17 protein-coding genes are annotated in these 17,031 nt (G+C 73.6%); 11 read left to right on the forward strand and 6 right to left on the reverse strand.

Annotated elements, in window-relative coordinates; all coding sequences use genetic code 11:
- The first annotated feature begins 438 nt into the window (after nt 1–438).
- From AB0C76_RS28145 to AB0C76_RS28155, 3 genes are all read left to right on the forward strand, one after another.
- Nucleotides 439–1,524, forward strand: a complete 1,086-nt coding sequence (locus AB0C76_RS28145) for an S-(hydroxymethyl)mycothiol dehydrogenase (protein WP_359970931.1) — start codon at nt 439–441, stop codon at nt 1,522–1,524.
- Nucleotides 1,521–2,150: an MBL fold metallo-hydrolase gene (locus tag AB0C76_RS28150; protein WP_359970933.1), complete on the forward strand. Its 630-nt coding sequence runs from the start codon at nt 1,521–1,523 to the stop codon at nt 2,148–2,150. Before AB0C76_RS28145 ends, AB0C76_RS28150 begins: the two co-directional genes overlap by 4 nt.
- A 75-nt stretch (nt 2,151–2,225) precedes the next feature.
- Nucleotides 2,226–2,627: a TIGR03618 family F420-dependent PPOX class oxidoreductase gene (locus AB0C76_RS28155; RefSeq protein ID WP_359970935.1), complete on the forward strand. Its 402-nt coding sequence runs from the start codon at nt 2,226–2,228 to the stop codon at nt 2,625–2,627.
- A gap of 15 nt (nt 2,628–2,642) precedes the next feature.
- Here the strand turns inward: AB0C76_RS28155 and AB0C76_RS28160 are convergent, their stop codons facing one another.
- Complete coding sequence (locus AB0C76_RS28160; protein ID WP_359970937.1) at nt 2,643–3,047, reverse strand: SRPBCC domain-containing protein; 405 nt, start codon at nt 3,045–3,047, stop codon at nt 2,643–2,645.
- Nucleotides 3,044–3,358 carry a metalloregulator ArsR/SmtB family transcription factor gene (locus AB0C76_RS28165; protein ID WP_359970939.1) on the reverse strand — a complete coding sequence of 105 codons (315 nt, stop codon included), beginning with the start codon at nt 3,356–3,358 and terminating at the stop codon, nt 3,044–3,046. The genes AB0C76_RS28160 and AB0C76_RS28165 overlap by 4 nt, the downstream gene beginning before the upstream one ends.
- 147 nt (nt 3,359–3,505) lie before the next feature.
- On the opposite strand from AB0C76_RS28165, the gene AB0C76_RS28170 reads away from it, so the two are divergent.
- Genes AB0C76_RS28170 through AB0C76_RS28180 form a run of 3 tightly spaced genes read left to right on the forward strand, consistent with a single transcriptional unit; the run spans nt 3,506 to nt 6,200 of the window.
- On the forward strand, nt 3,506–3,883 hold the full coding sequence (locus tag AB0C76_RS28170) for a DUF485 domain-containing protein (RefSeq protein ID WP_359970940.1): 378 nt from the start codon (nt 3,506–3,508) through the stop codon (nt 3,881–3,883).
- Nucleotides 3,880–5,610 (forward strand): cation acetate symporter, encoded by a 1,731-nt coding sequence (locus tag AB0C76_RS28175; protein WP_359970942.1) that lies wholly within the window; start codon nt 3,880–3,882, stop codon nt 5,608–5,610. The genes AB0C76_RS28170 and AB0C76_RS28175 overlap by 4 nt, the downstream gene beginning before the upstream one ends.
- Before the next feature lie 2 nt (nt 5,611–5,612).
- Entirely contained in the window at nt 5,613–6,200 is a 588-nt protein-coding gene (locus tag AB0C76_RS28180; protein WP_359970943.1) for a cysteine dioxygenase family protein, read from the forward strand.
- 44 nt (nt 6,201–6,244) lie between these two features.
- Here the strand turns inward: AB0C76_RS28180 and AB0C76_RS28185 are convergent, their stop codons facing one another.
- On the reverse strand, nt 6,245–7,087 hold the full coding sequence (locus tag AB0C76_RS28185; protein WP_359970945.1) for a hypothetical protein: 843 nt from the start codon (nt 7,085–7,087) through the stop codon (nt 6,245–6,247).
- Between the two features lie 205 nt (nt 7,088–7,292).
- On the opposite strand from AB0C76_RS28185, the gene AB0C76_RS28190 reads away from it, so the two are divergent.
- Complete coding sequence (locus tag AB0C76_RS28190; RefSeq protein ID WP_359970947.1) at nt 7,293–7,862, forward strand: hypothetical protein; 570 nt, start codon at nt 7,293–7,295, stop codon at nt 7,860–7,862.
- Nucleotides 7,863–7,873: 11 nt separating this feature from the next.
- On the opposite strand, the gene AB0C76_RS28195 is transcribed toward AB0C76_RS28190, so the two are convergent.
- Complete coding sequence (locus tag AB0C76_RS28195; RefSeq protein ID WP_359970948.1) at nt 7,874–8,782, reverse strand: LysR family transcriptional regulator; 909 nt, start codon at nt 8,780–8,782, stop codon at nt 7,874–7,876.
- A gap of 110 nt (nt 8,783–8,892) precedes the next feature.
- Here AB0C76_RS28195 and AB0C76_RS28200 point away from each other — a divergent pair, with 110 nt between their 5' ends.
- The 3 genes from AB0C76_RS28200 to AB0C76_RS28210 all read left to right on the forward strand — a co-directional run bounded on the left by AB0C76_RS28200 (nt 8,893) and on the right by AB0C76_RS28210 (nt 13,237).
- Nucleotides 8,893–9,936: a zinc-dependent alcohol dehydrogenase family protein gene (locus tag AB0C76_RS28200; RefSeq protein WP_359970950.1), complete on the forward strand. Its 1,044-nt coding sequence runs from the start codon at nt 8,893–8,895 to the stop codon at nt 9,934–9,936.
- A 177-nt stretch (nt 9,937–10,113) separates the two neighbouring features.
- Entirely contained in the window at nt 10,114–11,295 is a 1,182-nt protein-coding gene (locus AB0C76_RS28205; RefSeq protein ID WP_359970952.1) for a CapA family protein, read from the forward strand.
- A gap of 133 nt (nt 11,296–11,428) precedes the next feature.
- Nucleotides 11,429–13,237: a protein kinase gene (locus tag AB0C76_RS28210; RefSeq protein WP_359970954.1), complete on the forward strand. Its 1,809-nt coding sequence runs from the start codon at nt 11,429–11,431 to the stop codon at nt 13,235–13,237.
- 22 nt (nt 13,238–13,259) lie between these two features.
- Here the strand turns inward: AB0C76_RS28210 and AB0C76_RS28215 are convergent, their stop codons facing one another.
- A complete protein-coding gene (locus AB0C76_RS28215) occupies nt 13,260–14,414 on the reverse strand; it encodes a thioesterase domain-containing protein (protein ID WP_359970956.1) in 1,155 nt (384 codons plus the stop codon).
- Between the two features lie 242 nt (nt 14,415–14,656).
- Here AB0C76_RS28215 and AB0C76_RS28220 point away from each other — a divergent pair, with 242 nt between their 5' ends.
- The gene (locus AB0C76_RS28220; RefSeq protein ID WP_359970958.1) at nt 14,657–16,465 is read left to right on the forward strand and encodes an alkaline phosphatase family protein; all 1,809 of its coding nucleotides are present in this window, start codon (nt 14,657–14,659) and stop codon (nt 16,463–16,465) included.
- 381 nt (nt 16,466–16,846) lie between these two features.
- On the opposite strand, the gene AB0C76_RS28225 is transcribed toward AB0C76_RS28220, so the two are convergent.
- Nucleotides 16,847–17,031, reverse strand: a 185-nt coding sequence (locus tag AB0C76_RS28225) for a hypothetical protein (protein ID WP_359970960.1), incomplete at its 5' end; no start/stop codon positions are given.

Genomic DNA, 17,031 nt, shown 5'->3' on the forward strand with positions numbered 1-17,031 from the left:
CCGGGGTCCAGGTGCGCCGACCCGGTCGACGGGTGGGACCGGGTCGGGCGGGGTCGGGCGCGCCGAGCATGCCAGGCGCACCGGTCGTCACGGGAGTGTGCTGAGCGTCATCGCGTGGACCGCTTCAGCTACGACCGTACGTGGGCGGCGGTCCGCGCGTCTGCGGTACTTCCGGCCAACGCCGATGCTTTCCGGGCACTTCGGCGCGCGCGCACGGGCGCCCGGCGCCCTCCGTGCGCCCCCGGCCGAGCTGGGCCCGCGATCGCCTCCGGGTATGCCGCCGTCATATCCCGCGATCGGGACGGACGGTGATCCGCTGCACCGGACGCGCCCGCCCACGGGGCGGGCGCGGGCGTGGACGATACGCTTCGTGGGCAAGTGGTTCGACGCAGGTCACGCCGGGTGCGAAGGCGCCCCGGCCGACGGAGGTGGAAACGGATGGCCCAGCAGGTCAAGGCAGTCATCGCGCGTGCCAAGGGCGCGCCCGTGGAGGTGACCACGATCGTCGTGCCGGACCCGGGGCCGGGCGAGGCCGTCGTCCGGATCCAGGCCTGCGGGGTGTGCCACACCGACCTCCACTACCGCGAGGGCGGGATCAACGACGAGTTCCCGTTCCTCCTCGGCCACGAGGCCGCGGGCGTCGTCGAGTCGGTCGGCGAGGGCGTCACCGAGGTCGCCCCGGGCGACTTCGTCGTCCTCAACTGGCGTGCTGTGTGCGGCCAGTGCCGGGCGTGCCGGCGCGGCCGTCCGCAGTACTGCTTCGACACCCACAACGCGAAGCAGAAGATGACGCTGCTGGACGGCACCGAGCTGTCCCCGGCGCTCGGCATCGGCGCGTTCGCCGAGAAGACCCTCGTCGCGGCCGGCCAGTGCACCAAGGTCGACCCGGCCGCCGAGCCGGCCGTCGCGGGCCTGCTGGGCTGCGGCGTGATGGCGGGCCTCGGTGCCGCGATCAACACCGGCGGCGTCGGCCGGGGCGACTCCGTCGCCGTGATCGGCTGCGGTGGCGTCGGCGGCGCGGCGGTCCTGGGCTCCCGGCTGGCGGGCGCGGCGCGGATCATCGCGGTCGACATCGACGACCGCAAGCTGGAGACGGCCCGCGGCCTGGGCGCCACCCACACCGTCAACTCCCGCACCACCGACCCGGTCGAGGCCATCCGCGAGCTCACCGGCGGCCACGGCGCGGACGTCGTCGTCGAGGCGGTCGGCCGCCCCGAGACCTACAAGCAGGCCTTCTACGCCCGCGACCTCGCCGGCACCGTCGTCCTGGTCGGCGTGCCCACCCCGGAGATGACGCTGGAGCTCCCGCTGCTCGACGTCTTCGGCCGCGGCGGCGCCCTCAAGTCCTCCTGGTACGGCGACTGCCTGCCCTCCCGGGACTTCCCGATGCTCATCGACCTCTACCTCCAGGGCCGCCTGGACCTCGGCGCGTTCGTCACCGAGACCATCGAACTCGATGCGGTGGAGCAGGCGTTCGAGCGCATGCACCAGGGTGACGTGCTCCGTTCGGTGGTGGTCCTGTGACCGCGCGGGTGGATCGGCTCGTCACGTCCGGTGTGTTCGAACTCGACGGCGGCAGCTGGGAGGTGGAGAACAACGTCTGGATCGTCGGCGATGACACCGAGGCCGTGGTGATCGACGCCGCGCACGACGCCGACGCGATCGAGGCCGCGCTCGGCGGGCGCCGGCTGCTGGCGATCGTCTCCACCCACGCCCACAACGACCACGTCGACGCCGCCCCCGCGCTCGCCGAGCGCACCGGTGCGCCGATCCTGCTGCACCCCGACGACCTCCCGCTGTGGAAGCTCACCCACCCCGAGCGCCTCCCGGACGGCGAACTCGCCGACGGCCAGCGGATCGAGGTGGCCGGTACCGCGCTGACCGTCCTGCACACCCCCGGCCACGCGCCGGGCGCCGTCTGCCTGTACGCCCCGGAGCTCGGCACCGTCTTCACCGGCGACACCCTCTTCCACGGCGGGCCGGGCGCGACGGGCCGGTCGTTCTCGCACTTCCCGACGATCATCGACTCCATCCGCGACCGCCTCCTCACCCTCCCGCCCGAGACGGTGGTCCGCACCGGCCACGGCGACCCGACCACGATCGGCGCCGAGGCCCCGGCCCTGCCCGAATGGATCGCCCGCGGGCACTGATACGCCTGTGGCCACTGATGCGCCTGCGGCCCCCGGGACCGGTGCACCCGTCCCGGGGGCCGTACGATCGCGGCCATGGCCCACGACCCCCGCGACCTCGACGACGCGTTCCTCGCCTTCTGGCGCGAGCGTCACATCGCCACCCTCACCACCCACCGCCCCGACGGCTCCCCGCACGTCGTACCGGTCGGCGTCACCTTCGACCCGCAGGCCGGCATCGCCCGGGTGATCACCAGCCGCACCAGCCGCAAGGCCCGTAACGTCGCCGAAGCCGGCCCCGGCGGCCAGCGCGTCGCCGTCTGCCAGGTCGACCGCGCCCGCTGGTCCACGCTGGAGGGCGTCGCCGTCGTGCGCTCCGCCCCCGAGGAGGTCGCCGACGCCGAGCGCCGCTACGCCGACCGCTACCGCGAGCCCCGCGTCAACCCGGACCGCGTCGTCCTGGAGATCACCGTCGACCGCGTCCTGGGCCGCGCCTGACGCTCCTGCCCGCCCTCACTCCGCCAGGGCCGGGGCGATCCGGCGCAGGACGCCGGGCCAGCCCCGGCCCATGCCCTGGTGGGCCTGGCGGCCCATCGGGGTGTCCAGGTCGAAGCCCGCGTGCTCCAGCAGCAGGCGCGTGCCGCGGCCCTCGGGAACGAGGCGCCAGGTCACGGTGGTGTCGAGCGTGCCCGCGGCGAAGCTGTAGCCGAGCAGCCGCTCGGGCTCGACGGCGATCACCTCGCACGGCTGCTGCCCCCACGGCCCCATGTCGAGGGTGAACCGGTGCCCCACCACCGCCTTGACGTCCCCCGCCGCCCACCACCGGGCGTGCAGCGCCGGATCCGTCAGCGCCTCCCACACCCGCGCCGGCGGATGGGGCAGGAACTCGTCGCAGGTGATGACGGCCTTCTCGGTCATGAACTCTCCTCGTCCAGGAGCCCGCGCAGCGAACGCATCCGCGCCCGCCAGTAGTGCTCGAAGGGGTGCAGCCACTCCTCGACCTCGGCGAGGGGGGTGGCCTCCAGGTGGTAGTAGCGGTGCCGCCCCCTCGGCTCCTCGCGGACCAGCCGGGCGTTCCTGAGCACCGCGAGGTGCTCGGAGACCGCCGGCCGGCTGAGCTCGAAGTCCCCGGCCAGCTCCCCGGCCGCCCGCGGCCCGTCCCTGAGGGCCTCCAGCAGCCTGCGCCGCACCGGGTTGGCCAGTGCGCTGAAGACATCGACGTCCGCCATGCCTCCACCATGCGTCGGAGACTCCCGACATGTCAACTTCTTCCGACGCATCGGTTGACGCGCGTTGATGGCGCGTTGACCGCGTGTCGACGGCGGGTTCCTACGGTCGGTCCATCGGCAAGTTCCGCACTGCTCCGAAGGACTGACATGATCGACCCCGCCGTGTCGTCGCGCCGCGACACGCCCTGGATCGGCGACGATCCGCGCTTCACCGAGTTGCGCGCCGCCTACCGCAGGTTCGTCTTCCCGGTGACGGCGGCGTTCCTGCTCTGGTTCCTGGCGTACGTGCTCTGCTCGGCCTACGCCCGCGGCTTCATGGCGACCAAGGTCGCCGGGAACGTCAACGTGGCCCTGGTCTTCGGGCTGCTGCAGTTCCTCTCGACGTTCGGCATCGCCCTGGCCTACGGGCGGTTCGCGGCCCGGCGGCTGGACCCGCTGGCCGCGGCCCTGCGCGAGGTGGCGGCGTACCGTCCGACGGCTCCGGCCGGCCGTGGTGCCCGGGAAGCGACGGAGAACCAGGCATGACCCAGCACCTTCCGCTCGCCGCCGCGGCGGCGCAGCCGGCCTCGCACAAGGGCCTGACCATCGGCCTGTTCGTCGCCCTGGTGGCGGTGACCCTCGTGATCACCCTCTGGGCGCGCCGCAGCACCCGCGGCACCGGCGGCTTCTACACCGGCGGCGGCCAGTTCTCGGCGCTGCAGAACGGGATCGCGATCTCGGGCGACTACCTGTCCGCGGCCTCGTTCCTCGGCATCGCCGGGATCATCGCGCTCGCCGGGTACGACGGTTTCCTCTACTCGATCGGCTTCCTGGTGGCCTGGCTGGTCGCGCTGCTGCTGGTCGCCGAACTGCTGCGCAACACCGGGCGGTTCACCATGGCCGACGTGCTGGCCGCGCGGCTGCGCAGCGGGCCGATGCGGACCGCCGCGGGCGTGTCGACGATCGTGGTCTCGATCTTCTACCTGATCGCGCAGATGGTCGGCGCGGCGACGATCGTGGGGCAGCTGCTCGACGTCAGGGGCGCCTCCGCGCAGATCTGGACCATCGTCGGGGTCGGCGCCCTGATGATCGTCTACGTCGTGGTCGGCGGGATGAAGGGCACCACCTGGGTGCAGATCGTCAAGGCGGGGCTGCTGATCGCCGGCGCGGCCACGATGACCCTGTGGGTCCTGGCGAAGTACGGCTTCGACCTCAGCCATCTGCTCGGGGACGCCGCGACCGCGTCGAAGAAGGGCGACGCCTTCCTCCAGCCCGGTCTGAAGTACGGGTCGACCGACGGCTGGTCGAAGCTCGACCTGGTCAGCCTGGGCGTCGCCCTGGTGCTGGGCACCGCGGCGCTGCCGCACGTGCTGGTGCGCTTCTACACCGTCCCGACCGGCCGGGACGCGCGCAAGTCGGTGAACTGGGCGATCGGCATCATCGGGGTGTTCTACCTGATGACCCTGGTGCTGGGCTTCGGCGCGGCCGCGCTGGTGGGCACGGCGACGATCAGGGAGAAGGACCCGTCCGGCAACACCGCCGCCACCCTGCTGGCCGAGCACCTCGGCGGCGGCGCGGGCACCACCGGCGGCTCGCTGATGCTGGCCTTCATCGCGGCGGTCGCGTTCGCCACCATCCTGGCGGTCGTCGCGGGGCTCACGCTGACCTCGTCGTCGTCGTTCGCCCATGACCTCTACGCCAGCGTCATCCGCAAGGGTCGGGCGACGGAGCGGCAGGAGCTGAGGACGGCGAAGGTCGCGGCCGTGGTCATCGGCGCGGTCGCGGTCGTGCTGTCGATCTTCGCCCGGGACCTCAACGTGGCGTTCCTGGTGGCCCTGGCCTTCGCCATCGCGGCCTCGGCCAACCTGCCGGCGATCCTGCTCACCCTGTTCTGGCGGGGCTTCACCACCTTCGGCGCCAAGTGCGGCATCTACGCGGGCCTGGTCAGCTCGATCGGCCTGGTGCTGCTCTCCCCGATCTGCTGGGGCGGCGCGAGCGGCACGGTCCACGCGGTGAAGCTGACGGCCGCCCAGGCGAAGGACTGCGGGGTGGCGGTGGCCAGCAAGGAGGTCGGCAACGCCACGGCGCTGATCTCCTGCACCACCACGGCGCCGGTCCCGCTGCAGAACCCGGGCGTCATCTCGATCCCGGTCGGGTTCGCCGCCGCCGTCCTCGGCTCGCTGGCCGGCGGCCGGCGCCGCCGCGACGAGGACCCTGACCGGCAGTCCTTCGAGGACCTCGAGGTCCGCGCCCTCACCGGGGCCGGGCGGTAGCCGTGGAACCCCGCACCAACCTCGACGAGTTCCTTTCCGACCTCGCGCGCTACGCGGCCGCGGACGTCCTGACCGCCCAGCTCACCGCGGACACCCTGCGCAAGTACCTGAGGGCCGGGCTGATCGTCCCGGACGACCTGTGCACCGGTGACACCGACGGCTACGCGCAGCGCCTGCTGCACGCCGGACCGACGCACTCCGTGGTGGCCCTGACCTGGCAGCCCGGGCAGTCGACCCCGGTCCACGACCACGTCGCCTGGTGCGTGTCCGGCGTGGTGGAGGGCGTCGAGGTGGACGAGGCGTACCGGCTGTGGCGGGTGCCCCGCTCCGGTCGCAGGGTGCTGGTGCCGGCCGGCTGGACCACCTGCTCGCCCGGCCGGGTGCAGCTCCTGGTGCCGCCCGACGAGGACGTCCACCGGGTGTCGAACGGCGGCACCGGCCGGGCGGTCTCGCTGCACGTCTACGGGGCGGACATCTCGCTGAGCGGGAACAGCTCGATCAACCGGGTCTTCGGGCAGGAGGTGGTCGACGTCCCGCCGGACGGGGCCCGCCCGGTGAGCTGGCGGCGTTCGGACGGCCTCGCGCGGTGACCGGCGCGGCGTGAGGAGACGGGCCGCCCGATGCGGGCGGCCCGTCAGCCGTGCTCCGGCGTCCCCGCGAGCTCGTGCAGGGAGGCCTTGAGGGCGGCGACGAAGCGCTCCCGGGCGGCCTCGTCGACCAGGTCGAGCGAGAGGTAGGGGTTGAGGTCCTCCAGCTCGACGAGGAGGAGGTCGCCCTCGGGCGTGCGGCAGGCGTCGACGCGCTGGATGCCGTGCTCGATCGTGTTCCAGGCGATGAAGCGGCGCGCGAAGTCGATGTCGTCGGCGGTGGGTTCGTACGGTTCGAGGCGCCAGCGCTGCTCGGGGTCGGGGGCGTGCAGCGCGTACTGGAAGGCGTCGTCGACGAAGTAGAACGAGACCTCGTACGCGAAGTGGATCAGGGGCTGGACCAGGACGTCGTCCCCGTACGCGACGGAACCGAGCTCCTCGCGGGGGACGATCCGCAGACCGATCGAGTCGGCGCCGAGCTTCGGCTTGACGACGTACTCGGGCACCACGGGCAGCCGCCCGAGATCCTCGGCCCGGTCGGCGGTGGGGATGACGGGGTACCCGGCGGCGCTGAGGTCGACCAGGTACTGCTTGCCGGCCATGTCGGCGCGCCCGGTGAGCTGGTTGTAGACGCGGGTGCCGCGGTCGAGGGCGCGGTCGCGGAAGGCCTCGTACCCGGCGCGGTGGTTCAGCACCGGGCCGCTGTTGCGCACGAGGACGAGGTCGAAGGCGTCCATCAGCGAGGCGGCGTCGAGGGGGTGGCACAGGGCGACGTCGAAGTCCTCGCGCAGGCGCGCGGAGAGCCGGATGTCCTCGTCGCAGTAGCGGCGGCCGCGGGCCGGGTAGGCCAGGTCGGTGACGAACAGGACGCGGGGCTTGGCGGCGGACATGTCTCTCCTGAAGATCATCTCTTCAGCTCAGCCTACTCTCGCGCGGCCGGGGCCGAGGGTCGGGAGGCCGGTGGCGTAGGACGCCGGCGGCCTCGACACCCACCGTCAAATGACTGATGTGCGTCCAGTGGCCGGTCGGCGAGAGTCGTGGGCGCCGGGTGATGCCCAGGCGCTTTGTGAACGTGAGGGAACGAGGAGAACAACGATGGCAACCAGTCAGCTCGCCGGGAAGTGGAAGACGGCCGTGGTCGCCGGGGCCGCGGTCCTCGCCGTCACCGGTGGCATCGCCGCGCCGGCCAGTGCGGCGCCCCTGTCGGGCTCGGCGGGCGGTGCGCAGCTGGGGGAGCCGGCACAGCCCCGTGACCACCCGGGCGGCCGTCCGCTGCTCAGGCACCACTGGATCGTCCGCCTCCAGTACGCCGCCGTGCAGGCTCTGAACCAGCGGACCAACTACTCCTGGCAGCGCGACTACAAGGACTACACGGTCGCCATCGTCGGCAACGACATCCGGGGGAAGAGGGTCACCGTCTACACCAAGATCACCAAGCTGTACTACGGCGAAGGCGGCGTCATCGGCGCGGAGACCGCTCCGACGTCACAGGTGCTGCTGGCCAAGAACTCCATCGTGGCCCAGGGGGACGTCAACATCATCACCGAGATCGTGGAGAGCCACGTCTACGGCACGGACTGGAGGGACGACTTCAGTGGCGAGTGCCGTGCCCAGACGAACCTCCGCGACGCGGTGAAGGCGCAGCTCGCCTGCACCCTGGGCTGAGCCGGAGCCGCTCACGGGCCGCCGGCCAGCGTGCGGAGCACGTCGAGGCCGGCGGCGATCGCGGGTTCGTGCGCCGTGTCGTGTCGGACGGCGACCTCGATCCTGCGGGTGAGGGTGCCGTCCGAGACCGGTCGTGCGGTCAGCGTGGACGGCAGGTGGGCGGTGGCCAGCCGGGGGATCAGCGCCGCGTGGCCCGCGCTCCCGGCGAGGGCGATCATCGCCGAGAAGTCGGTGCAGACGTTCCTGACCCGCGGAGTGAACCCGGCCGAGCGGCAGGCCTGGAGGACGGCGGCTCCGCAGGCGGTCTGCGGCGGCGCGGTGGTCCAGTGGGCGTCCGCGAGCTCGCGCAGGTCGATCGGTGCTCCCGTCGACCGGGCCGCCGGGTGGCCGGACGGCAGCACGGCGACCAGGGGGTCGGACCGCAGCGCCCGGGTCTCCACGTCCGCGTGCGGGGGTGTGGCCAGGTTGTCGTACCGGTAGACGACGGCGAGGTCGGCGCGCCGCTGGAGCAGCAGCCGGACGGCGGCCTCGGGCTCGGCCTCGGTGATGTGGAGCCGCACGTCCGGGTGGGTGGTCTTCAGGGCGTTGCCGAGCGGGGCGGCCAGCGGTACGAGGGCGCTGGGGAAGCACGCGAGGTGGAGGGGGCCCGCGGGGCTCCCGGTCTCGGTGTGCAGGCGGATGCGGGCGTGCTCCAGGGCGGCGAGCACGTGCTCGGTGTCACCGGCCAGGCGGCGGCCCGCGGCCGTGAGGTGGACGGAGCGGCCGGTGCGTTCCAGCAGGCGGGTGCCGGTCTCCTCCTCAAGCAGCCGCAGCTGTTGCGAGACGGCGGACGGCGTGACGCCGTGGAGGTCGGCCACGGCGGTGACCGTGCCGTGCGCCTCCAGGTCGCGGAGGAGGACGAGTCGTCGAACGTCGAGCATCAGTTCATCTTAAGGAAGCGGTGTAGGAGATGTAGCTGGACACGGGTGCGCCCGGTTGGCGACCCTGGCTGCTCCAGTCCAGGTCCCTTGAGCAGTGCCAGGAGAGTTCCGTGCGCGCCACCGTGATCCACGCCCCCAACGACATCCGGATCGCGGAGGTGCCCGACCCCGCGGTGCGGCGGCCGACCGACGCCGTCGTGCGGGTGGTCAACGCCTGCATCTGCGGCAGCGACCTGTGGGCGTACCGCGGCGTGGCGTCCCGGGTGGCCGGGCAACGGATCGGCCACGAGTTCCTCGGCATCGTCGAGGAGGTCGGCTCCGAGGTGTCCGGCTTCGCCCGCGGCGACTTCGTGGTGGCCCCGTTCGTCTGGTCGGACGGCACCTGCGAGTTCTGCCGCGACGGCCTGCACACCTCCTGCCCGCAGGGCGGCTTCTGGGGCGAGGTCGGCTCCGACGGCGGCCAGGGCGAGGCCGTCCGCGTCCCCTTCGCCGACGGCACCCTGGTCAAGCTGCCCAAGGAGGCGGCCGGGGACGAGGCGCTGCTGCCCGGCCTGCTCGCCCTGTCCGACGTGATGAGCACCGGCCACCACGCCGCGGTCTCGGCGCGGGTGCGTCCGGGCTCGACGGTCGCCGTGGTCGGCGACGGCGCGGTCGGCCTGTGCGGGGTGCTCGCCGCACAGCGGCTCGGCGCCGGCCGGATCATCGCGCTGGGCCGCCACGAGGCGCGCACGGCCATCGCCCGCAAGTTCGGCGCCACGGACGTCGTCGCCGAGCGCGGCGAGGCCGCGATCGAGGCGGTCAGGGAGCTGACCGGCGGCACTGGCGCGCACGCCGTCCTGGAGGCCGTCGGCACCGAGGAGTCGATGCGCACCGCGATCTCCATCGCCCGCGACGGCGGCGCGGTCGGCTACGTCGGCGTGCCGCACGGCGGCAGCGCCGGCGTCGACATCCGGCAGATGTTCGACCGCAACGTGGCGGTCGTCGGCGGCGTCGCCCCCGCCCGCGCGTACATCCCCGAGTTGCTGCCCGACGTCCTCTCCGGCGCGATCGACCCGGGCCTCGTCTTCGACCGCACCGTCGCCCTCGACGGCGTGCCGGACGGCTACCGCGCGATGGACGACCGCTCGGCGCTGAAGGTCCGGATCACCTTCTGAAGTCCCGCCGCTTCCGGGCCGCAGGCTCCCTCCCGGGCCCGCACGGTCCCTGCGGCCCGGGCTCGCCCCCTCGGGTGAGGTCGGGGAGCGGTGGGGCGTGGGGGGCGGGAGGGGCGGGGGTGGGCTCGCATAGTCGGAGGACGGGGAGGTCATATCCGCCGACTGTGGGACGACACGATGATGAGATCGCCGCGCCGTGAGGTGCTCCTGGCCATTGTGCTGCTCGCCCTCGCGGGGTGTGGCGGGCCGTCGGTGCCGGAGGCCGTTCCGTCGGTGGCCACAGGCCCGACGGCCGTGCCGACGGCCTCGGGGCCGCGGGCGTTCACGCTGGTGGCCACGGGGGACGTCCTGCCGCACACCGAGATCATCCAGCAGGCCAAGGAGGACGCCGGGGGCGACGGGTACGACTTCACGCGGATGCTCGCCGGGGTCAAGCCCGTCATCGGGGCCGCCGACCTGGCCATCTGTCACATGGAGACGGTGTACGGCGCCGACGGCGGTCCGTTCACCGGGTACCCGTCGTTCAAGTCGCCCCCGCAGGTGGCCCGGGCGCTCAAGGACGCCGGGTACGCGTCCTGCGACACCGCCTCCAACCACACGCTCGACGACGGGCCGGCCGGGATCCGGCGCACGCTCGACGCCATGGACGCCGTCGGGCTGAAGCACACCGGGTCCGCGCGCGGCGAGGAGGAGGCGGGCAGGCCCGCGCTGCTCTCGGCGGGCGGCGCGACGGTGGCCCAACTCGCCTACACGTACGGCACCAACGGCATCCCGCTGCCGCAGGGGCGGCCCTGGGCCGTCAACCTCATCGACCGGGACCGGATCCTCGCCGACGCGCGGGCCGCCCGGGAGGCGGGGGCGGACGTCGTCGTGGTCAGCGTCCACTGGGGCACCGAGTGGCAGGACACCCCGAACGAACAGCAGCTCGCGCTGGCCCGCGACCTCGCCGCCGAGCCGGAGCCCGGGCGGCCGGTGGTCGACCTGGTCCTCGGGACGCACGCCCACATCCCCCAGGCGTACGAGAAGATCAACGACACCTGGACGGTCTACGGCATGGGCGACCAGCTCGCGGGCCACATGTTCAACTACACGGGCGCCGAGGACCCGCGCGGAAACTGGTCCTCGATCGCCCGGTTCACCTTCTCGCCGCCGCTCGCCCCCGGGCAGCGGTGGACCGTGACGAAAGCGGAGTTCGTCCCGCAGGTCACCGACCTCGGGCCGCCCTACCGCGTCCTCGACCTGCGGGAGGCCGCCCGCGCCAACCCCGGCCGGGCCGAATACGCCACGGCCCTCGACCACATCCGCTCCGTCGTGCTCAGCCGCGGTGCCGGATCGGCGGGGCTGACCATGGCGCCCTGACGCGCCGAATCCCCGCACGGCGGGCGGTGTTCATCCGACGACAAGTCAGCCGTTATCGAGCGGCCCCATGATCTCCGGGGCGCCCCGGTCGACGGCGTGCGCGCAACCGATGCGACTTGACTCAGGGAGAACCATGCGTGGCACCGTGCTCGCCGACCGCTACCGGCTGGTGGACTGGCTGGGCGGTGGGTCGATGGGCGACGTGTGGCTCGCCGAGGACGAGGTCCTCGGCCGCCGGGTGGCCGTCAAGGTGGTCAAGCCCGTCCTGCTGGACGAGCCGGGATTCGCCGAGCGCTTCCACGCCGAGGCGCGCGTCATGGCGCAGCTGCGGCACCCGGGCATCGTCGGGGTCTACGACTTCGGGCACGGCGAGGCCCCGGTGATCGGGAGGCCGGTCGCGTACCTGGTCATGGAGCTGATCGACGGGGAGCCCCTGAGCGCCGTGCTGGCGCGCCGTGGCAGCCTGCCGACCGAGGAGACGCTGCGGATGGCGCTCCAGGTGCTGGAGGCGCTGGTGGCGGCGCACGGGACCGGGGTGGTCCACCGGGACGTCAAGCCGGCCAACCTGATGGTGTGCGGCGACCGGACGGTGATCGCGGACTTCGGGATCGCCCGCCCCGGCAGTGACGCCCGGCTGACCGTTCCCGGGATGGTCCTCGGCACCGCCGCGTACCAGGCGCCGGAGCAGGCCTCGACCGGGCCGGTCACCGGCTCGGCGGACCTCTACGCGCTCGGCGTCGTCCTCTACGAGTGCCTGGCCGGGCGGCTGCCCTTCGACGGGGAGACCGCGCTGGAGGTGATCCTCAAGCACCTGACGGAGCCCGTGCCGCCGCTGCCGTACGCGGTACCCGGGCCGGTGCGGGCGGTCGTCGAGCGGGCGATGGCGAAGGACCCGGGCGAGCGCTGGCCGGACGCCGCCGCGATGGCGGAGGCCGTTCGCGAGGCGCTGGCGGTGGTCGGGGAGGGCGTGCCCGGGGTTCCGGTCCACGGTGATCAACGGCCCGTCGCCAAGCGCAGGTTGTGGACCGGCCTGCGGCGGCGGACGGTGGTGTCGGTCGTGGCGGTGGCCGTGCTGGGCGCGGTGGGCGCCACCGGGGCGGTGGTGGGCCGGCCGGGCGCGGGCTTCGTGCCGCACGGCGACGCCGTCGCCGCAGGGCCGACGGCCGGCGCCGGGCAGTCCGGGGACCCCGGCGGTGCGGTGCCACCGGACCCGAACATCCCGCCCGGCGGCCTGCAGACGCCCGACGCGCCGACGCCGACGCCCTCCGCCGGCCCGAGCACGGGGGACGGGGGCGGCCTGGTGCCCGTGTCCGCCGCGACGTCCGGCCCGAGCGCCGGGCCGGTGCCGTCGGGCGCGCTCGCCCAGCCGGCCGCTCTGCCGGTCGTCGGCCAGGCGTCCACCGGGCCGGCCCAGCAGCCCTCCGCCGCGCCGACCGCCGGGGCACCGGTGCCGGCCCCCGCCCAGCCGACCGCCACCGCGGCGCCCGCGACGCCGACGGCGAGCCCGCAGCCGCAGCCCACGCAGGAGCCGAAGCCGGCGCCGCAACTGCCCCCGCTGGCGCAGCTTTCCGTCGGGAGCAACGCGTTGGACAACTCCTACTCCGTCGACAAGGACGGCAACCGCGTCGGCACCTATCCCGTCAACCGCTCCGCGGCTCAGCAGTGGCGCCTGGACTACTTCTCCGACGGGCGCTACCTCCTGCGCAACGGCTCGACGAACTACACCAAGGTCCTCGACCTCGACCTGGCCACCGGCCGGGTCCAGGTCTGGACGAATCCGCCGGGCGCGGAGAACCAGCTCTGGTCCTTTCTCCCGGTCCCCGGTGGCTACCAGGTCGTCAACTCCTCCACCAGGCAGTGCCTGACCTCGGACGGCATGGCCCAGTGGGTCAGGGTGCAGGCCTGCTCGGCGGCGGACAACCAGGTGTGGACGGTGTCCTGACCGGCCGGACGGTCGCGGCTGCTCAGCGCCCGGGCAGCAGGGACGCCCACACGTCCTGCTCGGCGGTGGCCGACCACACGACGTCGCCGTGGCCGTAGTCGGGGACGACGCGGTAGTCCACCCGGGCGCCGCCCGCGCGGATCAGTCGGGCACCCGAGTCGTGGTCGCCACGCCCGAGTTCGGCGTTGATCCAGACCACGTCGGCCCGGATCGCGGCCCAGTCGATCCGGTGGACGTCCGTCCGCCCGGCCCACACCGCCGCCAGGTCGCGCAGCAGGGCGGTGGGCTGGAGGCCGCTGCCGAGGCGGTCGACCGCCTCCGCCCAGACGGCGAGCGGGGTGTGCGTCAGGGCGAAGCGGTCCTCGGCGGGGGTGGGGCCGAAGGCGTGGGTGCCGCTGCTGTGGCCCCGGTGGTAGATCCAGTTGGCGGGGCCGGGCAGGTCGCGGGTGTGGGTGAGCGCGTAGTGGAGCAGGCCGAGGTTGCTGAACTGCCCCGGCCCGCCCTCCTGTTGCGGCACCGGCCGGGGCACGCCGCTCGGCGCGTCCGGGGCGGTGGCCGCGCGGGAGAAGAGGCCCTTGAGGCCGGGGTCGACGGTCCGGGCGCCCGCGTCGAGCTGCCGCTGGAGGAGGTCGGTGAGCGCCTCCGCCTTCGCGACCAGCTCGGGCTCCGTCGCGGGATCGTACGGGCCGGTGGTGTCGAGGACGAGAACGCGTCGGGGACCGGTGCCGCCGGTGGTGCGAGCGGCGGTGTCCAGGGCGAGTGCGGCTCCGGCCGAGTGGCCGAGCAGCTCGTACGGCAGGGCGGTGAGGGCCTCGGCGGCCGTGATGACGTGTTGGAGGTCCGCCCGGTGCGCGTCCAGGCCCCAGGCCGTGCAGTCGTCGGAGGCCTCCGGCGGGACGGCGTCCTCGCGCGGCGTCGTCCCGATGACCAGGTAGCCGTGATCGGCGAGGAAGCGGGCGAGGCTCCGGCCCTGCGCGGTGCAGTAGTTGGCGGCCACATTGAGCCCGCCGCCGGGGAGGAAGTGGATCACCCGCTCTGCCGTGACGTCGCCGATCACGTCGACCGCGAGCTCGCCGCGGGCGACGGGGACGGTCAGGCGGTGGTGGTCCGCTCCGAGGCGGACCATGCCGGTGCGACCGAGTGCCGTCCCCAGCTCCCCGGCGATGTCGCTGACCACTGCCGTTCCTCCCCGTGTCCTGCTCGTCCTGCGCCCCGCCACGCCGGACAGTCTGACGTACGGAGCCGGCCAGGAGGGCCGGCGGCTCCGATCGTGCCCGTGCCACCTCGCCCCGCACGCAAAGTTGTCTGACCAAGTTCGGTCGCCGTTCTTCCATCGGACAGCACCGGCCGGTACTTCTATGTCCGCTCATGGCGCGAAGCCATGGCGACCACCCTCACCAACGGGACGAGGTACCCCTGATGAGACTGCGCTGGAGCTCCCTCGGCGGGCTGCTCGCCGCACTCCCCCTCCTCGGCGCGACGGCCGTCGCCGCCCCCGCCCACGCGGCGGCGGGCAGCGCCAACCTGATCGTCAACGGCGACGCGGAGGCCGGCGGCTACTGCACCAACGACTGGAGCGCCGCCACCACCGTCCCCGGCTGGACCGTCCAGGCCGGCGGCGTCGACGTGATGTGCCAGAGCGTCGGTTCCTTCGGCCTGCCGAACGACGGCAGGACGCCCGGCAAGGCCTTCTTCGGGCCGGGCGACTTCGGCGACGGCTCGATGTCGCAGACCGTCGACGTCTCCTCCGCCGCCGCGGCCGTCGACGGCGGCGGGGTGCACTACAACCTCGCCGGCTGGCTGGGCGGCTGGACCACGTACGGCGGCTACGTCGCCGTCAGCCTGCACTTCAAGGACGCCCGCGGCAACCCGGTCGGTTCGACCGCCAAGCTGCCGACCGTCTCCGCGACCGACCGCGGTCTCGCCACCAAGTTCCTCTCCCGCTCCGCCACCGGGGCCGTCCCGGCCGGCGCCCGGTCGATCCAGGTCGAGGTGCAGTTCCTCTCCACCACGAACGAGACCGGCTACCTGGACAACCTCTCGCTCACCCTCGACACCCCCGTCGCCGCCCCCGCCCCGGTCGCCCCGCCCGCGTCCGCCGTGCCCGGCTACGACCACGTGTTCACCGTCATGATGGAGAACACCGACTACGCCCAGATCATGAACGACCCGGCGGACACCCCGTTCATCCACAGCCTGATGGCCCAGGGCGCCACCCTCACCGACGCCCACGGCGTCTACCACCCGAGCGACGAGAACTACCTGGCCATCGCGGGCGGCGACACGTACACCAAGGGCGCCACCTACTGGCCCAACATCAACTCCCCGCAGCGCAACCTCGGCGACACCGTCGAGGACGCCGGCAAGACCTGGAAGGCCTACGAGCAGGGCATGGGCACGCCCTGCAACACCACCACCCAGTACGACGCCAAGTACATGCCCGACGACGCGCCGTTCATCAACTACACCGACATCAGCGGCAACCCGGCCCGGTGCGCGGCCCACCTGTTCGACACCACGCAGCTGACCACCGACCTCCAGTCGGCCGCCACCACCCCCGACTTCTCCTGGATCGCCGCCGACGACTACTACGACGGGGAGGCCTCCGGCAACGGCAACGCCACCAGCCTGCAGGTCCAGGACGGCTGGCTGAAGCAGACCCTCGCGCCGGTCCTGTCCTCGCCCGCCTGGACCCGGCAGCGCTCCCTGCTGCTCCTCACCTGGGACGAGAGCTCGGGCGAGGCCTACAACCACGTCGCCACCGTCGCGGTCGGCTCGCAGGGCACCGTCCCGGCCGGCACCAGCAGCCCGCTGCACTACGACCACTACTCCATCGGCCGCACCATCGAGTCCGCCCTCGGCCTGCCCGGGCTGACCGCGAACGACACGTACGCGACCCCGCTCAACGCCGCGTTCGCCCCGTCCACGGCCACCGGTCCGACGCTCACCGGCGACCTGAACGAGGTCGCGGGCGGTGGCAACGTCACCCTCCGCTACGCGCTGGCGAACACCTCCCAGGTCGCGGCCAAGAACTGGGTCGGCGTCTACCCGGCGGGCGTCACCCCGGGCTCCCGCTCCTCGCTGACCTGGGCCTACACGCCCAACCAGAGCGGTGCGGTCACGCTGTCGACCGGCAAGATCGGTGGGGCGGGCACGTACGACGCCTACTACCTCGCCAACGACGGCTACTCCGTGCTCGCCGGACCGTTCCGGCTGACCGTCGGCTGACGTCGGCGGCACCCCCGCCGCGGCCCGGACGTCCGACCGGCGTCCGGGCCGCGGTGGTTGCGGCTTCCTCCGCCGGGCCGACCACCGGCCGCCGGAGCCGCCCACGGAAGTCCGGGCGCACGTCTCGCCGGAGGGTGGTTCCCCGCCCGCGCGGCCTCGCCGGCGGGCTCGGTACAGGTGCCGGCCCACTCCTCGCTCCATCGGGTGAGGAAGGAACCCCGGTCGAACGTCTCCTCGGTCATGGCGGCGAACCCCTGCACGCACCCCTGACACGATTGCGGGGCCGAACGGCCGCAGCCGCCTCGCCGGATGGGGCGGGGCGGCTGCGGAGCGATCGTCACGTGGCGTCGGCCGTCCGTGGGGACGGTCGGGGGACGGTCGTCAGAGGGTGCCGGTGATGGCGGTGCCGGTGTGGTTGCCGGGGACGGCGGCCAGGTCGAGGGTCTGGACGGGGGCCCAGGTGCCGTCGGCGTGGCGGGCGGTGGTCACCACGCGGTTGTCCGTGGTGGTGAGGGCGAACTGGGCGTCGCCGTCGACCGGGGTGGCGCTGACCGAGGTGGCGGTGA

Source organism: Kitasatospora sp. NPDC048722 (assembly GCF_040650235.1).
In the GTDB taxonomy this organism is placed as follows: domain Bacteria; phylum Actinomycetota; class Actinomycetes; order Streptomycetales; family Streptomycetaceae; genus Kitasatospora.